This is a genomic window from Microbacterium soli (assembly GCF_039539005.1).
Classification (GTDB): domain Bacteria; phylum Actinomycetota; class Actinomycetes; order Actinomycetales; family Microbacteriaceae; genus Microbacterium; species Microbacterium soli.
On sequence record NZ_BAABCP010000001.1, the window covers coordinates 568527 to 591992 of the forward strand.

A 23466-nucleotide genomic window follows, 5' to 3' on the forward strand; every position below is an offset into this window, starting at 1 on the left:
GGGGACGGGGGACGTCAGGGACACACGGTCAGACCCAGCCCTTGTCCTGGGCGATGCGGACGGCCTGGGCGCGATTGGACGCGCCGGTCTTGCCGATCGCCGACGACAGGTGGTTGCGCACGGTGCCGGCGGAGAGGAAGACCTCGGATGCGATGGCCGCGGCGCTCCTGCCGTCCGCAGCCAGGCGCAGCACCTGCCGCTCCCTCTCGCTGAGCGGATTGGTGCCCTCGAACAGGCTCGCCTCGGCGAGTTCGGGATCGACGACACGCAGCCCGGAATGCAGGCGGCGCACGGCATCCGCCAGCTGCTCGGCCGGGGCGTCCTTGGCCATGAAGCCGGCGGCCCCCGCGTCCAGCGCCGAACGCAGGTATCCCGGGCGGGCGAACGTCGTCACCACCAGCACCCGGGTGCCGGGGCTCGCCTCGTGAAGTCGCCGGGTCGCCTCGATGCCGTCCAGGCCCGGCATCTGGATGTCCATCAGGCAGACGTCCGGGGCGAGCTCGGCGACCAGCCTGGTGGCCTCGGCCCCGTCGGCGGCGACGCCGACCACCTCGATGTCGTCCTCCAGTTCCAGCAGCGCCGCCAGAGCGCCGCGCACGAGCGCCTGGTCGTCGGCGATGACGATGCGGATGCTCACCACATCACCTCCACGAGAGTGCCGCCGGACTCCCCGCCGGTCAGCTGAAAGCGCGCCCCGGCCGCCGCCGCCCGCTCGCGCATGCCGCGCACGCCGTTGCCCTCCGAGGATCCGGCGCCGCGACCGTCGTCCTGCACGGCCAGCAGCCCCGGGCGCAGGCGCACGGTCACGGTCGACGCCGCCGCGTGCCGCAGGATGTTCGTCGTGGCCTCGCGCAGGATCCACCCGGCGGTCAGGCCCTGTGCGGGCGAGAGCATCGCGGGGTCCCCATCGACGACGGGCTCGATCCCTCCCGCGCGCAGCGCCGCCGTGCTCGCGGTGAGCTGGTCGGCTAGGGTCGCGGCACGCGCGCCCGTGACGGTCGCCCGCACGCCGCTGATGGCCTCCGCCGTGAGCGCCTCGATGTCGGCCAGCTCCGTCTTGGCCCGCTCGGGATCGGTGTCGATGAGCCGGTGCGCCAGCTGCGCCTTCAGCCGCACGACCGTCAGCGAATGCCCGATGAGATCGTGCACGTCGCGGGCGACGGCCTCACGCCCCTGGCTGGTGGCCAGCTCCAGCCCCAGCTGTTCGGCGATGGCGGAGCGGATGATCAACCAGGTCGACACCGTGTTCACGACGCCGAGGATGACGATGATGATGAGCACCGCCGAGTAGTCCCAGCCGTCCGGCAGCAGGAGCACGCTCAGGCCCGTCACGAGCACGGCGCCGGTCGTCGTCAGCCAGTGCGCGGGCCTGGTGAGGCCGTAGGACGCGAAGGACATGATGAACGGCAGGAAGCTGAGCGCATTCCCGCCGACAGCGGGGATCGTCGCCGCGGCGCAGACCATGAGGGCCCCGAACACGATCCACTGACCGTGGTCCACGGGCCTGCCCAGCCCGCTCTGCGTGCGCAGCCCGCGGGCGAAGCCGCCCACGTACAGCACGACGAACAGCGCGAGTGCGGCCCAGCCGACGACGACCCAGCCGAGCGGCGCCGGTGTGCGCAGCAGCTCGATCACCGGGTAGACGAGGAACACCAGCCACACCACGGCCATCAGCCAGCCGAAGCGGTCCCAGGGATTCTTCGGTGCCGGATCGAGCACGTCCGTCCCGCTCATCGTCTCCTCCTCGGCCATCCGTCCAACCTACTGAATCCGGATGCCGCCCGCCCGGCCGCCCGGACCGTCAGCGGCGGGCGCGCGAGCGCCTGGCACCCACGTACACGAGCACCATGAACACGGCCAGCCACGCCACCACGTTCAGCAGCAGCATCCACAGCGGGTCGGTCTGCCCGGTGGTCAGGGTGCCCTCGGTGAGCGGCCAGCGGCTCAGCGCCACGAACCCGTACAGCGGGGTGAACCGGGCGATGTCGAGCATGACGCCGTCCAGCGGCATGAAGACGTTCCCGAAGAAGGCGAAGAAGACCAAGGAGATGGAGGCCAGCGCGGCCGCCGAGTCCGAGTTGAAGACCAGTCCCACTCCGAGGCCGTACAGTCCGAACATGAGCCCCACCCCGAGGATGATCCCCGCGGCGGCGACCCACCGCCACACGCTGTCGGCCTCGGCGCCGGTGAGGGCGCCGGCGATGTACACGACCGCCAGCGCGAACGCGGCGAAGGCGACGGCGGTGAGGAGCTTCGTCAGCGCGTACCCGGCGGTGCTCAGCGGCGTCATGGCGAGTTGTCGCCCCCAGCCCTGCTGCGCCTCCGCGGCGGCCAGGGAGGTCAGGGAGCTCATGGCGACGGCGGTGCCGTACGCCGCCATGGAGATCATCACGTAGAACGCCACATTCCCGTTCCCGGCGGACAGGGCGCCGTAGGCGGGTCCGGCGCCGAAGAGCAGGTACATGACGACGGGCATGGCCAGCGTGAAGGCGAGCGTGTACGGATTGCGCAGCTGGCGGAGCGCCTCGATGCGCAGCATGGTCATCGACATGCCGCCGGAGGAGCGACCGGTGGCGAGAGGGGTGAGCGTCGTGGTGGTCATGTCAGTCCTCCGTCAGGGCGGTGAAGGCGGTCTCGAGGGTGGGGGCGGTGATCTCCAGGTCGCGCGCGCCGGATGCCAGCAGAGCGGATGCCAGAGCGTCGGAGTCCTGGGCCCGCACGGTCAGCCGCCCCGCGTCCACGCGCAGGTCGGCGATGTCGTCGCGGTCGCGCAGGCGGGTGAGGATGTCGTCGCGTCCGGTCTCCGGGAGGGTCGCGGCGATCACGCGGGCTCCCAGCCCCGCGCGCAGCTGCGCGGTGGGGGCGTCGGCGACGATGCGTCCGTGGTTCATCACCACGGTGCGGCGTGCGAACTGCTCGGCCTCCTCCAGATAGTGCGTGGCGAAGAGGATGGTGCGGCCGGCATCGGCATCCGCCCGCATGACGTCCCAGAAGTGCCGGCGGGCGGTGACGTCCATGCCCGCGGTCGGCTCGTCGAGGACGAGGATGTCGGGGTCGGCGACCAGCGCGAGTGCGAAGCGCACCCGCTGCTGCTCGCCCCCGGAGCACTTGGACACCCGACGTCCGATGAGCCCCGACAGGTCCGCGCGCGCCAGAACATCGGGCACGCGGGAGAGGGCGTCCCGGCCGTGCAGGGACGCGACCAGGCGCACGGTCTCCCCGACGGTCAGATCGGCCAGCAGCCCGCCGGTCTGGAGTACGGCCGAGATGGAGCCGGCGGCGGTGGCGCGGGCGGGGCGAGCCCCGAAGACCCGCGCCGTGCCCTCGTCGGGCTCGGACAACCCCAGCAGGATGTCGAGCGTGGTCGTCTTCCCCGCGCCGTTGGGGCCCAGCAGGGCGACGATCTCCCCGGCGCGGACGGTGAGATCGACATCGTCGACGGCCTGCACGCGCTTCGCTCCGCTGCCGAAGCCGCGGCGTATGCCGCGCAGCTCGATGACGACGTCGCGCAGGCCGCCCTGCTGCGCCGTCGCGGTCGCGGTCCGTGGTTGTTCCGTGATCTGCATGTCTCCAGCGTCGTCGCACCGGCGCGCGGATGCCGGAGGGCGGTGTCACGTCTTCGGCATGACACCTGTCATGTCGTTCACGCCGGCAGCAGCGCCCCCTCCAGGAACGCCGCCAGCCGATCCGGCGCATCCAGCGGATGGATCGCCGCCACGTACTGGTCGGGGCGCACCACGACCACCACACCGTCGCGGGACAGCTCGCGCACGGCGAAGATGTCGTCCTCGCACCAGACGGTCGGCGCTGCCGCGTACACCTTCTCCCAGTCGGTCAGGCCGAAGGGGCCCGTCCTCGGCAGGAACAGCGCGGGCGCGTCGGTGATCTGGAACTCGTCGAAGCGCTGCTGGTAGATCGCCTTGACGTCGAAGACGGCGTCCACGTCGCCGTCCTGCGGCGTGTGGCGCGCGAACACGGGGCCCATGGCATCCGCCCAGGTCGCCAGCTTCGAGGCATCCGCATCGGCGAAGGCGTACACCCGCCAGCGCCCATCGGCGGTCGCGTGGTGGCCGAGGTGCACGACGTTGCCGTCGCCGACCCGGGTGACCTCGGCGGACTGGAAGCGCCTGCCGAGCGGGAACCCGATCGCCAGCTCCTGCCGCGAGGAGCCGTCGACGATCATCGACGGCTCGTACTGCGTCATGAACCCGGAGGGGAACTCGGCCGTGGCCAGATAGTAGGTGGCCAGCTCCTGCGGATCGGAGATCTCCTCGGGCTTGCGGGCCATGAGGCTCGACCACTCCCGGTCGAAGTCGATCAGCTGCTGGGCGACCGGGCGGCGCTCGGCGGCGTAGGTGGACAGCAGCTCGGCGGGCGCACGGCCCGTGAGCACGTGCCCGAGCTTCCAGCCCAGGTTGAAGCCGTCCTGCATGGACACGTTCATGCCCTGGCCGGCCTTGGCGCTGTGCGTGTGGCAGGCGTCGCCGGTGAGGAACACTCTGGGGTGGCGCTCGCCGTCCAGCGCATCGTCGAAGCCGTCGGTGACGCGGTGTCCGACCTCGTAGACGCTGTGCCAGGCGACCTCCTTCACGTCCAGCGCGTAGGGGTGCAGGATCTCATTGGCCTTGGCGATGATCTCCTCGATCGAGGTGGAGCGCACCTGATGGTTGTCGCCTTCGGCGACGGCGCCCAGGTCGATGTACATCCGGCTGAGGTAGCCGCCCTCGCGCGGGATGTGCAGGATGTTCCCCGCCTCCGCGTTGATCGCGCACTTGGTGCGCCAATCCGGGAAGTCGGTGTTGACGAGCACGTCCATCACGCCCCAGGCGTGTGCGGAGACACTGCCGACATGCTTGCGGCCGATGGCCTCGCGCACCGCGCTGCGTGCACCGTCGCAGCCGGCGACGTACGTCGCGCGGACGGTGCGCTCGGTGCCGTGGTCGTTCACCCGCACCTCGACCGGGTACTCCCCCTCCTCGTGCACGGTGAGGCCGAGGAACTCCACGCCGTAGTCCGGGACGATACGGCCCGGACCGTGCAGTGCCGCCTCCGCGAAGTAGTCCAGCACCCGCGCCTGGTTCACGATCAGGTGCGGGAACTCGCTGATCTTCAGACCGTAGTCCTCCGTGCGGGAGGTGCGGATGATGTTCGCGGGGTTCGCGGGGTCGGGTCCCCAGAAGTTCATCCAGCCGATGTTGTAGGCCTCGGCGATGATGCGCGGCGCGAAGCCGAAGGCCTGGAACGTCTCGACACTGCGCGGCTGGATGCCGTCGGCCTGGCCGAGCACGAGGCGTCCGTCGCGCTTCTCGATGATGCGCGTGCTCACGTCGGGGAACTGCGACATCTGCGCGGCCAGCAGCATGCCGGCGGGCCCGGAGCCGACGATGAGCACATCCATCTCGTCGGGGAGCTCCGCGGGCCTGTCGAGTCCGATCCCCGCGGCGGGGAGCACACGCGGATCGTGGGAGACATAGCCGTGGTGGTGGAACTGCATCGTCTGGTCCTTCCCCGGACACCGTCGTCAGGTCTTGCATGGCGAGGAGACTTGTTCTATATTCGAACGCAACGTTCTACTATTGAACAGATAGTACGTGATGGTCGGACGCCCGCACAAGGCCGTCCGCATCCCGAAGGAGTCCCATGCCCGCACCCGCCTCGCAGACGCTGAGCCGCGGCATCCGGATCCTGGAGATCCTCGCCGACGGACCGCTCTCGATCGACGAGATCGCCACCTCGCTGAGCGTGCACCGGTCGATCGCCTACCGACTGCTGCGGACTCTCGAGGATCACCGTCTGGTCGCCCGCGATGCCGCCGGGCGTGCGTCCCTCGGCCCGCGCATGGCGGCGCTGGCCGCCGGCGTCGCGCACGACGTGCAGGCGGAGGCTCTGCCCGAGCTGACCGCGGTCGCCAACGATCTGGGGCTGACCGCGTTCCTCGCCGTCCTGGACGGTGACGAGTGCATCACGCTCACGAGCGTCGAGCCCCGCCACACCGTGGCCAACGTCGCGCAGCGACCCGGCACCCGGCATCCGGTCACCGCGGGAGCGCCCGGCAAGGCGATCCTCTCCCAGCTGAGCGACCACGAGTGGCCGGCGATCGACGAGACGCTGCGGGCCCAGGTGCTCGCCGTCCGCGAGCGCGGCTACGCCACCAGCCACGACGAGGTCATCCCGAACCTGAGGTCCGTGGCGGTGCCGCTCCCCCTGCGCGGGCACCGCCCCGCCGCTCTGGCGGTCGTGCACGTCGCCGCCCGGCATCCGGATGCCGAGATCGCCGCGCGCCTGCAGCGCTCCGCCGCCGCGATCCGCGAGGCGCTGGACGGCTGAGCGGCCACCGAGGACCCGTGCGGCCATCGGGCCCCGCCTCAGGCGCTCCGCGCCCCGTGGATCGGCGACGCCGCCTGTTCCGCCTCGTGCTCCGGTCCCAGCGGGATGCCGGTGCGGTCGCGCAGCAGCAGGGTGGCGATCAGCCCGATCACGGTCATCCCCGCCAGGTACCAGGTGATGCCCTGCGTGGAGCCGGTGTTCTGGAAGATCGCCTGCGCGATCATCGGAGAGAACGCGCCGCCCACGATCGCCCCGATCGCGTAGGAGATCGAGACGCCGGAGAACCGGATCGATGCCGGGAACAGCTCCGAGTACAGCGCGGCCTGCGGCCCGTACGTCAGCCCCAGGCCGACGGTGAGGATCACCAGCGCCGCGGTGAGGGAGCCGATCGAGCCGAGGTCGGTGAGGAAGAACAGCAGGAACACGCCCACCAGCTGCAGGATCCAGCCGACGATGTACGTGGTGCGACGACCGATCCGATCCGAGATCCACCCGCCGAACCAGGTGAAGATCAGCCAGGTGACGCCGGAGAGCGCGACGACCCAGAACACCGCCGAGGTGTCCAGTGCGACGGGGCCCGCGGGATCGGTGGCGTAGCGCTGCACATAGCCGCCGGTGGTCATGTAGCCGACGGCGTTGTTGCCGGCGAACACCAGCGCGGCGATGAGCACGAGCGGAGCGTGATGCCGGAACAGCTGCACGATCGGCATCCGGGTCTTCTCCCTGCGCTCGGTGATCTCGGCGAACACGGGGCTCTCCTCCACCCGGCGACGCACCCAGTAGCCGACGGCGATGAGCACGATCGAGAGCAGGAACGGCACCCGCCAGCCCCACTGGCCGAACGCGGTGTCCTGCAGGTGGACGTCGGAGCCCGCCGGGACGCCGGGGGCGATCTGCGCCATGAGCGCGAGCATCATCGACGCCAGCAGCAGCCCGATCGGCACGCCGATCTGCGGCGAGGCGCCGAACAGCCCCCGCTTGCCCCTGGGCGCGTGCTCGACGGCCATGAGGACGGCGCCGCCCCACTCGCCGCCCGTGGAGATGCCCTGGATGACACGCAGGAGGATCAGCAGGATCGGCGCCCAGACGCCGATCAGCGCATGAGTGGGCAGGAGCCCGACGAGGGTGGTCGCGCCGCCCATCAGCAGCAGGGTGAGCACGAGCATCGGGCGGCGTCCGATCCTGTCGCCGAAGTGCCCGGCGAGGAAGGCGCCCAACGGACGGAACAGGAAGCTGACGCCCACCGTGAAGAACGACACGATCTGGGCGAACTCCGCACCCATCGGCTCGAAGAACAGTGCCGCGAACACCGTCGCGGCGGCGAACGCGTAGATGAAGAAGTCGTACCACTCGACGGTGGTGCCGACGACGGTCGCGACCACGACCCGGCGACGATCGCGTGCTGACGCGATGGTGCCCGTCGGCGTGAGCCCGTCCTGCGATTGCCCGCTCATGAGTCCCTCCTCGGGATCGACGCCCTTGTCACCGGCATACGTCGATGTGCTTGCCGGAATGCGACTGAGAATATACGATTTCAGATACAACGCACAAGAGGTTCTCCTGAGCCCCGTGAGACCCCGTGCGCGAACGCAAGGAGGCGCTTCATGCCGGTCATCCCCCGCCCGGGCAAGATCATCGCGATCCATCTCAACTACGTCTCGCGCGCCGACCAGCGCGGTCGGCGTCCCGCAGCCCCCTCGTACTTCTTCAAGCCCTCCAGCTCCGTCGGCGTCAGCGGCGGCACGGTCGAGCGGCCGGCGGGCACCGAGCTGCTCGCGTTCGAGGGCGAGATCGCCCTGGTCATCGGCGCACCCGCCCGCCGCGTCGGCATCGCGGACGCCTGGTCGCACGTGGCATCCGTCACGGCCGCGAACGATCTGGGGCTGTACGACCTCCGCGCGAACGACAAGGGCTCCAACGTGCGCTCGAAGGGCGGAGACGGCTACACCCCGCTCGGCCCCGGCCTCATCGACGCATCGCACGTGGACCCTGCCGCGCTGCGCGTGCGCGCCTGGGTCAACGGCGAGCTGCGTCAGGACGACAGCACCTCGGGGCTCCTGTTCCCACTCCCCCGGCTCATCGCCGACCTCTCCCAGCACTTCACGCTCGAGACCGGCGACGTCATCCTCACCGGCACGCCGGCGGGTTCGTCCGTGATCGTGCCGGGCGACGTCGTCGAGATCGAGGTGGACGCCCCGGATGCCGAGGGCGCGCCGACCTCCGGGCGGCTGGCCACCACGGTCACGCAGGGCGATGTCCCCTTCGACGCGGCGCTCGGCTCGCTGCCCGCCGTGGACGATCTGCAGCGCTCCGAGGCCTGGGGCTCGCGCGAGGCCGCGGGCCTGCCCCCGGCCCCCGCCGCATCACCGGCATCCGCCGCATCCCCGGCATCCGCTTCTCCGAGAACAGGAGATTCACTCGGAACAGGACGATCCGGCGAGAATCCTCCTGTCTCCGGAGAATCTCCTGTTCCGGCGGGTGCACGGATGCTGTCGCCCGAGCTGCGCGCCAAGCTCGAGGCCGCACCGACGGCGAGCCTGTCCAGCCAGCTGCGCAAGCGCGGGCTGCGCTCCTGCTTCATCGACGGCGTGCACGCGAACCTGCCCGGCAGCAGGATCGTCGGCCCCGCACGAACTCTGCGCTTCATCCCGGCCCGGGAGGACCTGTTCGCGGCGCACGGCGGCGGGTACAACGCGCAGAAGCGCACCTTCGACGCGGTGGCGGAGGGCGAGGTCGTCGTCATCGAGGCGCGCGGAGACTGCGGCGCCGGCACGCTGGGCGACATCCTCGCACTGCGGGCGAAGACCCGCGGGGCGGCGGGCGTGGTCACCGACGGTGCCGTGCGCGATTTCGCCGCGGTGGCCGAGATGGGTCTGCCGGTGTTCTCGAAGGGCCCGCACCCCTCGGTGCTGGGGCGCCTCCATGTGCCGTGGGAGTCCGATGTGACCATCGCCTGCGGCGGGGCGGCCGTCCAGCCCGGGGACATCATCGTCGGCGACGGGGACGGCGTGCTCGTCATTCCTCCGGGGATCGCGGAGGAGGTGGCCGATGCCGCCCTCGCGCAGGAGGAGGAGGACGCGTGGGTCGCCGAGCAGGTGGCGGACGGCAACGCACTGGAGGGCCTGTTCCCGATGAACGCCGAATGGCGCGCCGCCTACGACGCCCGGGAGCGGTCATGACCGAGGCAAGGCGCCAGGGCAGCAAGTCGGAGCAGGCCTACGACTGGATCCGTGCGCACATCACCTCGCACGCCTTCGTCCCCGGGTACCGGCTGGTGCTGGGGACCATCGCCGACGAGCTCGGCATGAGCGTGGTCCCGGTGCGCGAGGCGATCCGGCGACTGGAGGCCGAAGGGCTCGTGACCTTCGAGCGCAACGTCGGCGCGCACGTGTCCCTGATCGACGAGAGCGAGTACGCCCACACCATGCAGACCCTCGGCCTCATCGAGGGCTCGGCGACGGCGCTGTCGGCGCCGCTGCTGGACGAGGCGGCGCTGCGGCGCGCCGAGGAGATCAACGACCGGATGCGCCTGCTGCTCGGCCATTTCGACGCGCACATGTTCACCGTCCTCAACCAGGACTTCCACTCCGTGCTGTACGAGCCGTGCCCGAACCCGCACATCCTCGACCTCGTGCATCGCGGCTGGAGCAGGCTCTCGGGCATCCGGGACAGCTCCTTCGCCTTCGTCCCCCGCCGTGCACGTCACTCCGTCGAGGAGCACACCGAGATCCTCGAGCTCATCCGCCGCGGCGCGGATCCGCTGGAGATCGAGCTCGCCGCCCGCAACCACCGATGGCGCACGATGGACGCGTTCCTCGATGCCCACCGCCACCTCACCGAGGAAGGACGATCATGACAGCCCCGCACACCCCGGCCGATCTGCCCGGGAGGATCCAGCACTACATCGACGGCGAATTCGTCGATTCCGTGGACGGCGACACCTTCGAGGTGCTCAACCCTGTCACCAACGAGACCTACGTGCACGCCGCGGCGGGCAAGAAGGCCGACATCGACCGCGCCGTCGCCGCCGCCCGGCGCGCGTTCACCGAGGGGCCCTGGCCGCGGATGCTGCCGCGCGAGCGCTCACGGGTGCTGCACCGCATCGCCGACATCGTGGAGTCGCGCGACGCGCGCCTGGCGGAACTGGAGTCCTTCGACTCCGGGCTGCCGATCACGCAGGCGCTGGGCCAGGCGCGCCGCGCCGCCGAGAACTTCCGCTTCTTCGCCGACCTCATCGTCGCCCAGGCCGATGACGCCTTCAAGGTGCCGGGTCGCCAGATGAACTACGTCAACCGCAAGCCGATCGGGGTCGCCGGACTCATCACCCCGTGGAACACGCCGTTCATGCTGGAGTCCTGGAAACTCGGCCCGGCACTGGCCACCGGCAACACCGTGGTGCTCAAGCCCGCGGAGTTCACTCCGCTGTCGGCATCCCTCTGGGCCGGGATCTTCGAGGAGGCGGGGCTTCCGACCGGCGTCTTCAACCTCGTCAACGGTCTCGGCGAGGACGCCGGGGACGCTCTGGTCAGGCATCCGGACGTCCCATTGATCTCCTTCACGGGCGAGAGCCGCACAGGTCAGCTCATCTTCGCCAACGCGGCGCCGTACCTGAAGGGCCTGTCGATGGAGCTGGGCGGCAAGAGCCCGGCCGTCGTCTTCGCCGACGCCGACCTCGAGACCGCGATCGACGCCTGCATCTTCGGCGTCTTCTCCCTCAACGGCGAGCGCTGCACGGCGGGCAGCCGCATCCTCGTGGAGCGGGCGATCTACGACGAGTTCGTGGAACGCTTCACCGCCCTCACCAAACGCGTGAAGGTCGGCCTGCCGCACGACCCGGCCACCGAGGTGGGCGCCCTCGTGCACCCCGAGCACTACGAGAAGGTGATGAGCTACGTCGAGCTCGGCAAGTCCGAGGGCCGGCTCATCGCCGGCGGCGGTCGCCCGGAGGGATTCCCCACCGGCAACTACGTCTCCCCGACGGCCTTCGCGGACGTCTCCCCGGACGCCCGGATCTTCCAGGAGGAGATCTTCGGCCCGGTCGTGACGATCACCCCGTTCGACACCGACGAGGAGGCTCTGGCGCTCGCGAACAACACCCGCTACGGCCTGGCCGCCTACATCTGGACCAATGACCTCAAGCGCGCCCACAACTTCGCGGGCGCCGTGGAGGTGGGGATGGTGTGGCTGAACTCGAACAACGTCCGCGATCTGCGCACCCCGTTCGGCGGGGTCAAGGCATCCGGACTCGGGCACGAGGGCGGCTACCGCTCGATCGACTTCTACACCGACCAGCAGAGCGTGCACATCACGCTGGGCGAGCCGCACAACCCCGCGTTCGGCAAGCAGGATCCGGGACGCCCCGGACCCACGCTGAATCTCAGAGCAAGGACGCTGACATGAGCAACCACGAAGGAAAGACCCTCACCTCCTCCGGCTTCTACGTGAGCCAGGAGGCCCCCATCGACACGGCGAACCCCGTCGCGACCCCGCAGGCCGCTCCGCCGGACATCCTGCGCTGCGCGTACATGGAGCTCGTCGTGACCGACCTCGCGGCGTCCCGCGAGTTCTACGTCGACGTCCTCGGCCTGTACGTCACGGAGGAGGATGAGGACGCGATCCACCTGCGCTCCACCGAGGAGTTCATCCACCACAACCTGGTGCTGCGCCGGGGACCGGTCGCGGCGGTGGCCGTGCTGTCGTATCGGGTGCGATCGGCGGCCGATCTGGACCGCGCCGAGGCGTTCTACCGTGAGCTGGGATGCGACGTGCGCCGCAACCGCGACGGCTTCACGAAGGGCATCGGCGATTCGGTGCGCGTGGTGGACCCGCTCGGCTTCCCGTACGAGTTCTTCTTCGAGACCCAGCACGTGGAGCGCCTCTCCTGGCGTTACGACCTGCACACGCCCGGGGAGCTCGTGCGACTGGACCACTTCAACCAGGTCGTCCCCGATGTGCCCCGGGCCGTGCGCCACTACCAGGACCTCGGCTTCCGCGTCACCGAGGACATCCAGGACGAGGACGGCACGGTCTACGCCGCATGGATGCGCCGCAAGCCGACCGTGCACGACACCGCCGCGACCGGTGGCGACGGCCCCCGCCTGCACCACATCGCCTTCTCCACGCATGAGAAGCACAACATCCTCGCCATCTGCGACAAGCTGGGCGCACTGCGCCGGTCGGATGCCATCGAGCGGGGCCCCGGACGCCACGGCGTCAGCAACGCCTTCTACCTGTACCTGCGCGACCCCGACGGGCACCGGGTGGAGATCTACACGCAGGACTACTACACCGGCGACCCCGACAATCCCGTGGTCACCTGGGATGTGCACGACAACCAGCGCCGCGACTGGTGGGGCAACCCGGTCGTGCCGAGCTGGTACACCGACGCGTCGCTCGTGCTCGATCTGGACGGCAACCCGCAGCCGGTGCACGCCCGCACCGAGACCAGCGAGATGGCCGTGACGATCGGCGCGGACGGGTTCTCCTACACGCGCGCGAACGACGAGTCGGAGATGCCGGAGTGGAAGCAGGGCGAGTACAAGCTGGGACACCAGCTGTGACCCTGCCCGCCGACACCATCGCGGCGCTCGCGGCCGAGCTCGCCGAGGCCGAGCGCACCCGCGGCACGATCCCTCGTATCACCGCCCGGCATCCGGAGGCGACGATCGAGGACTCCTACGCCATCCAGGGCGTCTGGCGGGACTCGCAGCTCGCCGCCGGGCGCACACTCGTGGGTCGCAAGATCGGACTGACCTCGAAGGCCATGCAGCAGGCGACGGGGATCGCCGAGCCCGACTACGGCGTGATGTTCGACGACACGGTGTACGTCACCGGGTCGGAGATCCCCTTCGACGACTTCTCGAACGTGCGCATCGAGGTGGAGCTGGCCTTCGCCCTGAAGGCGCCGCTGGAGGGTCCGGACTGCACCCTCGAGGACGCCCTGGCCGCGATCGACTACGTCGTGCCGGCGCTGGAGGTGCTCAATTCGCACATCGAGCTGGAGGGCCGCACGATCGTGGACACCATCAGCGACAACGCCGCCTACGGCGCGATGGTGCTGGGCGATGTGCGCATGCGTCCCGACGAGATCGACCTGCGCTGGGTCCCCGGCGTCCTCTCCCGCAACGGGGAGATCGAGGAGACCGGTGTCGCGGCGGGCGTCCTGGGCCACCCCGCGAGGGGCGTGGCCTGGCTGGCGGACAAGTTCCATCAGCACGGGCAGCGTCTGCAGGCCGGGGAGCTGATCCTGGCAGGATCGTTCACGAGGCCGATGTGGGTCTCACGCGGTGACGCCGTGCTGTGCGATTATCACGAGATGGGAACCATCGAATGCCGCTTCGTCTAGACCCGACCTTCCGCGACGCCCTGACGGACGCCGACCGCCCGCTGATCGGGATGTGGCTGAGCACGGGTTCGCCCCTGCTGGCGGAGATCTGCGCCGGCAGCGGAATCGACTGGCTCCTCATCGACATGGAGCACGGGCCCAACACGCTCACGACCGTGCAGCAGCAGCTGCAGGTGATCGCCGCCTACCCGGTGACCGCGGTCGTGCGGGTGCCGTTCAATGATCCGGTGATCATCAAGCAGGTGCTGGACACCGGCGCGCAGAACCTGCTCGTCCCGATGGTGGCATCCGCCGCCGAGGCACGGGCGGCCGTCGCCGCCGTCCGGTATCCGCCGGAGGGCGTCCGCGGGGTCGGCTCGGCCCTCGCCCGCAGTTCGCGCTGGGCGCGCGTGGCCCGTTATGTGCAGGATGCCGCCACGACGGTCTCCCTGATCGTGCAGATCGAGTCGACGGATGCCGTGGAGCACGCCGCCGAGATCGCAGCCGTCGACGGTGTCGACGGCGTGCTGGTGGGCCCCGCCGACCTGTCGGCCTCCATGGGGCTGCCGGGGCAGCAGGACCACCCGGAGGTCGTCGCCGCGGTGCACCGCGTGTTCGAGGCGGCGCACGCCGCCGGCAAGCGGGCCGGTGTGAACGCCTTCGATCCCGCCGCCGCGGACGCCTACCTGGCCGCCGGCGCGGATTTCCTCTCGGCGAGCGCGGATGTGACCCTGCTCGCCCGCGGCTCGGAGGCGCTCGCGGCGCGGTTCATCCCGGCCTCGGGGGCCACGGGTTCCGGCGGAGCCACGGACACGTACTGATCGGAGTGCGGCGACGGCCGTCGACGTGCTTGGATGATCGGATGCACAGCGCCGGATCCGACCGATGACGCGCGGCCTCGCGGCGCTGGGGGACCGCAACTTCCGGTGGTTCTTCCTCGCCCGTGTGGTGACCATGATCACCGGCTCGATGTCATCGATCGCCCTGGCCTTCGCGGTGCTGGAGATCGACAACGACGCCCGCTCGCTGGCGGTGGTGCTCACGGTCTCGACGGTCTCGAACGTGGTGTTCCTGCTCTTCGGCGGCGTCGTGGCCGATCGCCTGCCCCGAGCGCTGGTGATCCAGGCGTGCTACGTCGTCGACATCCTCTCCATCGGGACGATGGCGCTGCTGCTGCTGACGGGAGCCGCGACGGTCCCGCGCTTCGCACTGCTGGCGGCCGTCAACGGTGCGTCCTCCGCGTTCGTGATGCCGGCGATGCAGGGCCTCATCCCGCAGCTGACGACGCCCGCGCATCTGCAGCAGGCCAACGCGATGCTGTCCTTCGTGCGCTCGGCCGTCACGATCGGCGGACCGGTGATCGCCGGCATCATCGTCGCGACGGTCGGTCCGGCATGGGCGATGGTCGTGCAGGCCTGCGGCTGGCTGGCCGCGATACCCCTGCTGGCGATGGTGCGGCTGCCTCGGCCGTCGCACGATCCGGACGGCTCGATGCTGCGCGACCTGCGCACCGGGTGGGGCGAGTTCTGGTCCCGCACCTGGATGTGGGCGATCTGCCTGTCGTTCATGGTGCTCAACGCGATCCACATCGGCGCGTGGCAGGTCGCCGGGCCGTTCATCGCCAACAACGATCCGCGCCTGGGCATCGCCGGCTGGGGGTGGGTGCTCAGCGCCGAGGGTCTGGGAGTGCTGGTGATGACCCTGCTGCTCATGTGGCTGCCGCTGCGCCGCCCGCTGCGGTGGGGGATGCTGGCGGTGTCCGCCATCGCCGTGCCGCTGGCCGTCCTGGGCGCGTCGCCGCACGCGGTGCCGCTGGCCGTCGCCGCGTTCATCGGCGGCGCCGGCATGGAGATCTTCAACACCGGATGGAACGTCACCGAGATGGAGCAGATCCCCGGCGACAAGCTGTCCCGCGTGGCCAGCTACGACATGCTCGCCAGCTTCGTCGCGCTGCCGATGGGGACCATGGTCTACGGCTGGCTGATCGTCGCCGTCGACGTCCCGTCGCTGCTGATCGTCTCCGCGGCGATCTACGCCGCGGGCTCGATCGGCACCGCCCTGATCCCCAGCGTGTGGCGGATGGGACGAGCGGATGCCGCCGTGCCGCCCGATTGAATCCGCACGAGCGGGCTCACAGCATCCGGGTCCAGACTTGAAGGCATGACCTTCGAGACACTGCGAGCCCTCGCCGATCGCGCCGCGCTGTTCACCGCCCTCCGCCAGGATCAGCTGCGCACCGCGACGGACGCGCTCGGCGAGCACCGGTGGGACGTGGACCTCCTCGCGGGCGCGTTCACGTGCACGTCGATCGACGACCCACGACGGACGGTGTCGGCCGTCCCGCACCTGCTGGCGTCGATCGCGCCCGGCCCGCGTTCGCTGATGTGGTCGTGGGCGCTTCCGCAGGGCGACCGCGCGGGTGTCGCGGAGCAGCTGCGCGCGTACGGGCACCAGCACGGCATCGCCGAGCTGACCGAGGGCGAGGTGCCCTTCCCCGACGACGCCGGTGACGACCTCGAGGCCTGGATGACCGAACTCGGCCACGTCATCGGCGGCGCGGCGACGGAGATCACGGGCCGTTCGCCGTACTACACCGCCTCGGTCGACGGCGCCAGGGCGGTGCTGCTGCTGGACGGCGCGATCGCGCCCCTCACCGTCGAGTCCGCGCTCACCGCGCTCCCCCGCCTCCTCTCCGGTCTCGCCCTGCGCGACCCGCGCGCATCGGTGTGGGACCTCGGGCGGCTGGCGGGCTGGCAGCTGGAGTGGGGCGATGACGCGTTCACGGCGGCGGTGCTGACGGATGCCACGGGGTCGGCGACGTTCCGCTTCGATGCGTTCGCGCGGATCACCGACGTCTCGGGCACGCTCGCACAGGTGCATCCCGTCGGCTGACGGGCCGCACGACACCGCGTTTTCCCCCCCCCCGTGCCGTCACCCGGGGCGCGCACGGCTCAGCGCCGACCCGCGGCCTCCTTCGAACCGTCCGTCCCGAAGGGCGTGCTTCCCAGCAGCGGCTGCGTTCCGACGGCGTCGCGCAAGCGCCACACGGTCTCGGTGAAATAGCTGTCGCCCACGATCACGGCGCTGTTCTCCCCGACCCCGTGGCCGTGGGGCACATCCAGTGCGGCACCGCGCAGGATGCCCAGTCCCCCATGGCCGACGACGTAGCCCGCTGCCAGCGCACCGGCCATGTCCGCGGTGTACCGACGCAGGCTGTCCGCGCGCTCCGGCGAGCTCCAGGCGGCCAGTTCCAGCAGACCGGCGTGCGCGAGGCTCGCCGCGAACGAGTCGCGGATCAGCGGCTCCCCCTCGGGCAGCGAGAAATCCCAGACGGGAGACGGATCGTCCTGCACATGATCGATCCAGAAATCCGCCATGGCGTCCGCCCGCTCCCGGTGCGCGGCATCGCCGGTGAGCGCGTGCAGCATGGCGTAACCGTAGATGCCCCAGGCCAGGCCACGCGACCAGCATCCGTCCTCGGCGCGGCCCTGGTAGGTTCCCGTGCCCGCGACGGTGCCGTCCGACGCGAACCGCAGCACCTGCGAGGTCGACCCGTCGGCGCGGATGAGCCGGTCCGCGATGACGGCGGCGGCGTCGCGCACGGCCTGGGCGAGCCGATCGTCTCCGGTCCGTGCGGCGTACCAGAAGGGGATGCAGAGATTGATCACATCGTCGATGGTCGTGAACGGGAAGCGCATGTCCTCCTGCTCGCCGAAGGACTTCATGTATCCGATCCGGAGGAACCGCTGCGAGATCGTCGCGGCAGCCGCCTCCAGCATCGGCAGGAGCTCGGCGGCGCCGTGCGCGCGCAGCGGCACGAGAGCACCGCGGAAGAACATGTGCGATACGGAGGCGAAGCTGGTGATGTCGGTGCGGTTCTCCAGGCGCCGACTCCACCGCAGCGCCCGCTCCCGTGCAGAGGGGTCGTCGTCGTGCGCGACGAACCAGGTGATGGACGGCAGATCCCCCGCCATCCAGGACCCGTCATGAGGCATGATGCCGCGGTCGCCCCGATCCAGAGGGGCTGTCACCCATGCCTCGCCGTCTGTCCACAGCGGGAAGGCCGCCGAGTCCGCCATGACCCGGGTCTTCGCGACCACGCACTGCCATGCTTCATCCAAGATCGTCACTTGTTCTGCTTTCTGATTCGGTGGGTGATGAGTTCCGTGTGCTCGCCCAGGCGGGGGGCCGGTCCGCTCGGCCCGACGCGGGATCGGGACATCCTGAAGGGCGTGTTCACGATGCGCAGCCCTCCGATCTCCGGATCGGGGACTTCCGGGAACGAGTTCCTGGAGCGGGCGGGTTCGCTGTCGGCGACGTCCCGCACGGCGCGCACCGGGCCGGTCGGGATGCCCGCGGACTCCAGCCTTCGCACGGCTTCGTCGCGACCGCCGACGCTCCGCGCCCACCGCTCGATGGCATCCTTCACCCGGTCCCGCTGCGCGAGCCGTCCGTCGTTCGTGGCGAGATCCGGCGCGCCGGCCGTCTCCGGTCCGAGCAGCGCCGCCAGCCGTGCCCACAGCCGATCCGTCCCTGCGGCGAGGACGAAGTACCCGTCGCCGGCGTTGTACACGCCGTAGGGCTCGACGGCACGGTGCTCCAGACCGTTGCGCGTCGGATCGACCTGACCGCCCCCGACCTCCACCTCGAGGAAGGCCGTCTCGTGGAAGGGAAGCGCTGCATCGAACAGCGCGATGTCGAGGTGCTCACCGACACCGTCTCCGCGATCCCGCCGGTACAGCGAGGTGAGGATCGCCGCATAGGCGTGGATCCCGGCCGAGACGTCGGCGACGGAGATCCCGAGAGGCACGGGCGGTCCGTCGGAGAAGCCGGTCATGTCGATCGCCCCCGAGTACCCCTCGGCGACGATGCCCTGGCCGGGCCGGCCGGCGAAGACGCCGGTCGCTCCGAAGGCGGAGATCGACGCCATGATCAGCCGCGGATTCTCTGCTGACAGGTCGCCGTAGCCCAAGCCCTTCGCCGTCAGTGATCCGGGGCGCATGTTCTCCACGAGCACGTCGGCGTCCCGCACGAGGTCGCGTACCAGGGCGACGCCGTCCGCGGTGCGCAGATCGGCGACGACGCTGAGCTTGCCCGCGTTCAGATTGATGAAGTAGCCGCTGCGGTCCCGTGAGATCACCGGTGGCAGCCCGCGCGAGGGGTCGCCCCCGGGCGGTTCGATCTTGACGACCTCCGCCCCCGCGTCGGCCAGCAGCCGAGTGCAATAGGGCCCCGCGAGGATCTGTGTCAGATCCACGACCCTCACGCCGGCCAGGGGCGCACGATCCCCGCCTGCCATTCGCATCCTCCTCGTCGATCCGGTGGCACGTTCCTGTGCCGCGTCCGCATGCAGCGGTCGGCTGCCTGCTGCTCTTCAGTCGCGCAGTCCGAACGTTCCGGAGCGATCGCCCGTCCGGATCTGCACCGCCTTCAGCTGCGTGAACTCCTCGAACCCGGCGCGACCCATCTCCCGGCCGTGGCCCGACGCCTTGTATCCCCCGAAGGACAGCTGCGGCGACCCGTCGATCGTGGTGTTGACGTAGACGGTGCCGCTGCGCAGTCGGCGCATGACCGTGAGGGCCCTGCCGAGGTCGGAGGTCCAGATGGTGTTGGCGAGGCCGTAGGCGACTCCGTTGGCCAGCTGCACCGCCTCCTCGGCGGTGTCGAAGGTCGTGACGGTCAGGACCGGCCCGAAGATCTCCTTCTGAAAGGCATCCGTCTCCGGTGCGACATCGGCCAGCACCGTCGGCGAGAGGAAGAGTCCCCCGGCATGCGCCGGGTCCTCGAGACGCGTGCCACCGGTCAGCAGCACGGCGCCGTCCTCCCGAGCATGCTCCACCGCCTGCAGGACGTTCTCGAGATGACGTTCGTGGATCATCGCCCCGTAGTCGGCATCGATCTCGGCCCCGCCGACGCGCAGTCGCCGAGTGCGTTCGACCAGACGCCGATCGAACTCCTCGGCGATGGTGGACTGCACCAGCAGTCGGGCGCCCGCGACGCAGCATTCGCCCTGGTTGTGGGTGGCCCCGAAGACCACGCCCTCGACCGCCGCATCGAGATCGGCATCGGCGAAGACGATCTGCGAGGCCTTGCCGCCCAGTTCCAGCGACGTCTTCTTCAGGTTCGTCTTGGAGGCCTCCAGCACGCGCCTGCCCGTGGCGGTCGACCCGGTGAACGTGATCATGTCCACATCGAGATGCTCGGCCAGCGCCTGACCGGTCTCGCCCTCCCCGGTCACCACGTTGAACACCCCAACGGGCACGCCGGCATCGAGGGCGAGCTCGGCCAGTCGCAGCGCGGATCCCGATGTGAACTCGGAGGGCTTGACGACGACCGCGCATCCGGCCGCCAGCGCGAACGCGACCTTCTGGCAGAGGATCAGCAGGGGGAAGTTCCACGGCACGATGGCGCCGACCACGCCGATCGGCTCGCGAACCAGGAGTCCGGTGAAGTCCGTGCCGAGGTTCGTGTGGATGTCGCCGTGATCCGTCGATGCGAGGCCGGCGGCGAACTCCATCAGGGCGATCGCGGTACCGGTGTCGTTCATCGCGACGCGCAGCGGTTTGCCGCCCTCGTCCGCGTCGAGTCGCGCCAGTTCCTCACGGTGCTCGGTCATCAGATTCGCGAGACGGGTGAGGATGCGCATCCGGCCCATGCCGTCCATGTCTGACCAGACCCCGGAGTCGAAGGCACGGCGCGCTGCGGCGACCGCGTCATCGACATCGTCACGCGTCCCCCTGGCGTACCGGGCGATGAGGACCCCGGATGCGGGATTCCACCGCTCGAACGTCTCCGCCTCATCACCGGGCACGATGCGACCGTCGATGAGATGGCCTCGACGTACCGGAGTGCGGGTGTCGGATGTGTTCATCATGCTGTTCAGCCCTTCTGCCGGGTGGATGCGTCCGGCCTGTGCCGCGCGAGGAAGGAGCGGACGGCCTCCCGCTGCGGACCGCTGCCGCAGCAGGCCTGCACGCCCAGCCGCTCGGCGCGCTGCCCGGCATCGGCTCCGGCGGACTGCCCGATGCGGACCGCCTGCTTGATCGCCGAGACGGCCCGCGGTGATCGCGTGGCCAGCAGCCGGGCGAGTTCTTCTGCGCGTCCGATCAGCGCACCTTCGGGGACGACCTCCGTGATCAGCCCGTAGTCCAATGCGGTCGCGGCGTCGATCGGCAGCCCGGTGAGCATCATCGCCATGGCCCGGCCCATGCCGATCGTGCGCGGCAGCCGCTGAGTGCCTCCCCAGCCCGGCGTGTTGGCGAGGGTGATCTCCGGCTGGCCGAAGCGCGCGCCCTCTGAGGCGATGCGCAGGTCGCAGGCGAGTGCGAGCTCCAGGCCGCCGCCGAGAGCGGCGCCGTTGATCGCCGCGATCACCGGCACGGGCAGATCCGCCAGCTGATCGAAGACGAACTGACCCGCGGCGGCGAATTCGTACGCCGCCGGGCCCTCCAGGTTCTCGAGTTCGGCCACATCCGCCCCCGCGCTGAACGTGCGTCCTGCGCCCGTGACGATCACACAGCGCACGGAATCGTCGCTGTGCGCGGCGGAGACGGCGGCGTTCAGGTCGCGGAACACCGCCGCGCTGAGCGCATTGGCCTTGTGCGGACGGTTGACGGTCAATGTCAGGATGCCATCCTCGGCATCGGCGTCGACGAGTGCGCTCGTCGGGCCCGTGGTCGGATTCCAGCTCATCGTGTCGTCCTTCCCCGGGAGGGCTCGTCCTGTCCGGAGTCGGCGACGGAGGAAGACGCGGCCCCGATCGGACGGTAGCGAGGCCCGGCCGAGATCACGGCGTCCAGCAGGTCGGCGTAGTCGGGAGCGACCTGGGCGGACAGCGGATGCGGGGTCGCGCCGTCATAGCCCAGTTGCGCCGTGACGGCCGGGTTGAGGAAGTATGCGCCACGGATGAGCAGATAGAGTCGGTCGAAGCGCGCGGGTGCGGTCCGCTCCCAGTCCGCGAGCACCGTCCCGGCCGGGGTGCCGTCGGCGACCGCCTCCGCCGCCGCCTCCAGCACCGGAGCCAGATCCGGGCGAAGGCCGATCGCCCGGTCCAGGAAGACGCCGGGAACCCCCGCCTGGGACGCGGCGAGCGCCCCGTCCGCCGCCGGGATCATGGCGTCGGCGATCCGCGCGATCCGCGCATCGCGCTCGGCGGCCGACCGCTCGTCACTCATCGCGCGCCCCCTTCGTCATGCGGGCCGCGAGGTGGTCCGCGCATCGCAGCGCGAGGGCGGCGATCGTGGCCGTGGGGTTCATTCCGGATGAGGTGGGCCAGATGCTTCCGTCGAAGATGTGAAGTCCCCGTACGTCATGCGCCTGTCCCCAGGGGTCGACGACGGACCGACGGGCGTCGGTGCCCATCACCGCCGTGCCCAGCAGGTGCCACCCGCTCTCCCTGATCTGCGGCGCGATGATGATCTCCGTGGCCCCCGCCGCGCGCAGCGCCTCCGACATCCTCTCGTTGTGCCAGTCGAGCATCCTGTGCGAGTTCTCGCTGGTACGGTAGACGAGTCTCGCGGCGGGCAGGCCGTCGTCGTCCGTGGCGTTCGGGTCCAGCTCCACCCGATTGGACTCCTCCGGCAGGTCCTCCCCGCAGCTGACCCAGAGCATCGAGCGGCCGAGTCGTCGTCGCAGCTGCCGATGGAAATCCTCACCCCAGATCGACGTCATGGTCCACGGATATGCGCCGGTGACCCGTTGCGGTCCGCCCGTGGGCTGCAGGCCCCACTTCGCCCCGCGGATGAACCCGCGGCTCGGGTCGGACTCGTAGAACTCCAACGAGTACAGGCACTGGCCCCATGAGCCGCGCTCCGTGCCGAGGTCCTCGTCGAAGAGGCCGATCACGGCACTGGCCGGGTGCATCATCAGGCGTCTTCCGACCAGTCCCGATGAGTTCGCCAGACCGTCCGGATGCTCTGCAGAAGCCGACATCAGCAGGAGCCGCGGTGTGCCGACTCCGTTGGCGCAGAGGATGACGGCGCGAGCGGGCTGCGCATGGAGCGCCCCGTCTCGAGCGATGTACTCGACGCCGGATGCGGCGCCGTCCCCATCCGTCATCACTCGGGTCGCACGGGCCCGGGTGCGCAGCTGCACGCCGGCGGCGACGAGATCCGGCCAGTGCGTGACATCGACCGTGCATTTGGAATTGTCCGCACTGCCCCACATGCAGTCGCCGCGCTGCACGGAGGGGGACAGGTGCCGGTACGGACGTGTGGCGATGGCGTTGGTCCCCGGCCACCAGTGCCAGCCGAGGCCGTTCATGGCCTCGGCGACCTTGCGTCCGCCCGGCCCCAGGGGCACGGGGGGCATCGGATATCCCCGCGCATCCGGATACGCGGGGTCGCCGTCCAGACCGGAGATGCCGAAATCCGCCTCGACCTGCTCGTAGAAGGGCACCAGATCCTCGTAGGTCATCGGCCAGTCGTCCCCGACTCCGTCGAGGCTGCGGACACGGAAATCGGACGGGGCGTTGCGCATCCACTGGGAGGCGTACACGACGGCGCTCCCGCCCACGCCGTTCCACATCAGCGCGGCGACGTCGGAGTCCGCATCATCGATCGGATAGTCGGCGGCACTGCGCCTGAGGTTCGGATTCCACTGCCAGTCCTTGTCCTGACGCAGTTCGAAGTCGTCGTGGCCGCCGCGGGAGTTGCTCCGATCGGGCCAATCCCCGCGCTCGAGCACACAGGCGCGCAATCCCGCCTCGTGCAGGCGCTTCGCGGTCACCGCCCCCGAGGGCCCTGCACCGACGATGCAGACGTCGACGGGCGGATCGACCGTCACCGGACGAGTCGCTGCGGTGGGGTGCGACATCG

At 70.3% G+C, this 23466-nt stretch carries 21 protein-coding genes; 9 read left to right on the forward strand and 12 right to left on the reverse strand.

All coding sequences use genetic code 11. The features are described 5' to 3' along the window. Window positions 1-28 precede the first annotated feature (28 nt). From ABD770_RS02675 to ABD770_RS02695, 5 genes are all read right to left on the reverse strand, one after another. A complete protein-coding gene (locus ABD770_RS02675) occupies window positions 29-640 on the reverse strand; it encodes a response regulator (protein ID WP_344817949.1) in 612 nt (203 codons plus the stop codon). Further along, complete coding sequence (locus ABD770_RS02680) at window positions 634-1734, reverse strand: sensor histidine kinase (RefSeq protein ID WP_344817950.1); 1101 nt, start codon at window positions 1732-1734, stop codon at window positions 634-636. The genes ABD770_RS02675 and ABD770_RS02680 overlap by 7 nt, the downstream gene beginning before the upstream one ends. Before the next feature lie 67 nt (window positions 1735-1801). Further along, window positions 1802-2602, reverse strand: coding sequence for an ABC transporter permease (locus ABD770_RS02685; protein WP_344817951.1), 801 nt, complete (start codon window positions 2600-2602; stop codon window positions 1802-1804). Between the two features lies 1 nt (window position 2603). Beyond that, the gene (locus ABD770_RS02690; RefSeq protein WP_344817952.1) at window positions 2604-3566 is read right to left on the reverse strand and encodes an ABC transporter ATP-binding protein; all 963 of its coding nucleotides are present in this window, start codon (window positions 3564-3566) and stop codon (window positions 2604-2606) included. Between the two features lie 77 nt (window positions 3567-3643). Beyond that, entirely contained in the window at window positions 3644-5494 is a 1851-nt protein-coding gene (locus ABD770_RS02695) for an FAD-dependent monooxygenase (protein WP_344817953.1), read from the reverse strand. A gap of 146 nt (window positions 5495-5640) precedes the next feature. Here ABD770_RS02695 and ABD770_RS02700 point away from each other — a divergent pair, with 146 nt between their 5' ends. Continuing rightward, a complete protein-coding gene (locus ABD770_RS02700; RefSeq protein ID WP_344817954.1) occupies window positions 5641-6327 on the forward strand; it encodes an IclR family transcriptional regulator in 687 nt (228 codons plus the stop codon). Window positions 6328-6365: 38 nt separating this feature from the next. Here ABD770_RS02700 and ABD770_RS02705 read toward each other — a convergent pair whose 3' ends face one another. Beyond that, the gene (locus ABD770_RS02705) at window positions 6366-7781 is read right to left on the reverse strand and encodes an MFS transporter (protein ID WP_344817955.1); all 1416 of its coding nucleotides are present in this window, start codon (window positions 7779-7781) and stop codon (window positions 6366-6368) included. A 150-nt stretch (window positions 7782-7931) separates the two neighbouring features. Between ABD770_RS02705 and ABD770_RS02710 the strand changes: the two genes are divergently transcribed. The 8 genes from ABD770_RS02710 (at window position 7932) to ABD770_RS02745 (ending at window position 16543) form a co-directional block, all read left to right on the forward strand. Further along, entirely contained in the window at window positions 7932-9506 is a 1575-nt protein-coding gene (locus ABD770_RS02710) for a fumarylacetoacetate hydrolase family protein (RefSeq protein WP_344817956.1), read from the forward strand. Continuing rightward, window positions 9503-10183: a GntR family transcriptional regulator gene (locus tag ABD770_RS02715; RefSeq protein ID WP_344817957.1), complete on the forward strand. Its 681-nt coding sequence runs from the start codon at window positions 9503-9505 to the stop codon at window positions 10181-10183. Before ABD770_RS02710 ends, ABD770_RS02715 begins: the two co-directional genes overlap by 4 nt. Further along, window positions 10180-11727, forward strand: coding sequence for a 5-carboxymethyl-2-hydroxymuconate semialdehyde dehydrogenase (gene hpaE, locus ABD770_RS02720; protein WP_344817958.1), 1548 nt, complete (start codon window positions 10180-10182; stop codon window positions 11725-11727). The genes ABD770_RS02715 and hpaE overlap by 4 nt, the downstream gene beginning before the upstream one ends. Further along, the gene (gene hpaD / locus ABD770_RS02725; RefSeq protein ID WP_344817959.1) at window positions 11724-12887 is read left to right on the forward strand and encodes a 3,4-dihydroxyphenylacetate 2,3-dioxygenase; all 1164 of its coding nucleotides are present in this window, start codon (window positions 11724-11726) and stop codon (window positions 12885-12887) included. Before hpaE ends, hpaD begins: the two co-directional genes overlap by 4 nt. A gap of 2 nt (window positions 12888-12889) precedes the next feature. Next, a complete protein-coding gene (locus tag ABD770_RS02730; RefSeq protein WP_344819855.1) occupies window positions 12890-13672 on the forward strand; it encodes a fumarylacetoacetate hydrolase family protein in 783 nt (260 codons plus the stop codon). Beyond that, on the forward strand, window positions 13657-14472 hold the full coding sequence (locus tag ABD770_RS02735; protein ID WP_344817960.1) for an HpcH/HpaI aldolase family protein: 816 nt from the start codon (window positions 13657-13659) through the stop codon (window positions 14470-14472). Before ABD770_RS02730 ends, ABD770_RS02735 begins: the two co-directional genes overlap by 16 nt. 64 nt (window positions 14473-14536) lie before the next feature. Then, the gene (locus ABD770_RS02740; protein ID WP_344817961.1) at window positions 14537-15766 is read left to right on the forward strand and encodes an MFS transporter; all 1230 of its coding nucleotides are present in this window, start codon (window positions 14537-14539) and stop codon (window positions 15764-15766) included. 45 nt (window positions 15767-15811) lie between these two features. Then, window positions 15812-16543, forward strand: a complete 732-nt coding sequence (locus ABD770_RS02745) for a DUF6882 domain-containing protein (RefSeq protein WP_344817962.1) — start codon at window positions 15812-15814, stop codon at window positions 16541-16543. Between the two features lie 59 nt (window positions 16544-16602). Here ABD770_RS02745 and ABD770_RS02750 read toward each other — a convergent pair whose 3' ends face one another. The 6 genes from ABD770_RS02750 to ABD770_RS02775 form a co-directional block, all read right to left on the reverse strand. After that, window positions 16603-17781 carry a YyaL domain-containing protein gene (locus ABD770_RS02750; RefSeq protein ID WP_344817963.1) on the reverse strand — a complete coding sequence of 393 codons (1179 nt, stop codon included), beginning with the start codon at window positions 17779-17781 and terminating at the stop codon, window positions 16603-16605. Continuing rightward, a complete protein-coding gene (locus ABD770_RS02755) occupies window positions 17778-18950 on the reverse strand; it encodes a CaiB/BaiF CoA transferase family protein (RefSeq protein ID WP_344817964.1) in 1173 nt (390 codons plus the stop codon). Before ABD770_RS02755 ends, ABD770_RS02750 begins: the two co-directional genes overlap by 4 nt. A 75-nt stretch (window positions 18951-19025) precedes the next feature. After that, entirely contained in the window at window positions 19026-20525 is a 1500-nt protein-coding gene (locus tag ABD770_RS02760) for an aldehyde dehydrogenase family protein (protein ID WP_344817965.1), read from the reverse strand. A 5-nt stretch (window positions 20526-20530) separates the two neighbouring features. Then, a complete protein-coding gene (locus tag ABD770_RS02765) occupies window positions 20531-21343 on the reverse strand; it encodes an enoyl-CoA hydratase/isomerase family protein (protein ID WP_344817966.1) in 813 nt (270 codons plus the stop codon). Further along, complete coding sequence (locus ABD770_RS02770) at window positions 21340-21825, reverse strand: hypothetical protein (RefSeq protein ID WP_344817967.1); 486 nt, start codon at window positions 21823-21825, stop codon at window positions 21340-21342. Before ABD770_RS02770 ends, ABD770_RS02765 begins: the two co-directional genes overlap by 4 nt. Then, window positions 21818-23464 carry a GMC family oxidoreductase gene (locus ABD770_RS02775; protein ID WP_344817969.1) on the reverse strand — a complete coding sequence of 549 codons (1647 nt, stop codon included), beginning with the start codon at window positions 23462-23464 and terminating at the stop codon, window positions 21818-21820. The genes ABD770_RS02770 and ABD770_RS02775 overlap by 8 nt, the downstream gene beginning before the upstream one ends. Window positions 23465-23466: the final 2 nt, after the last annotated feature.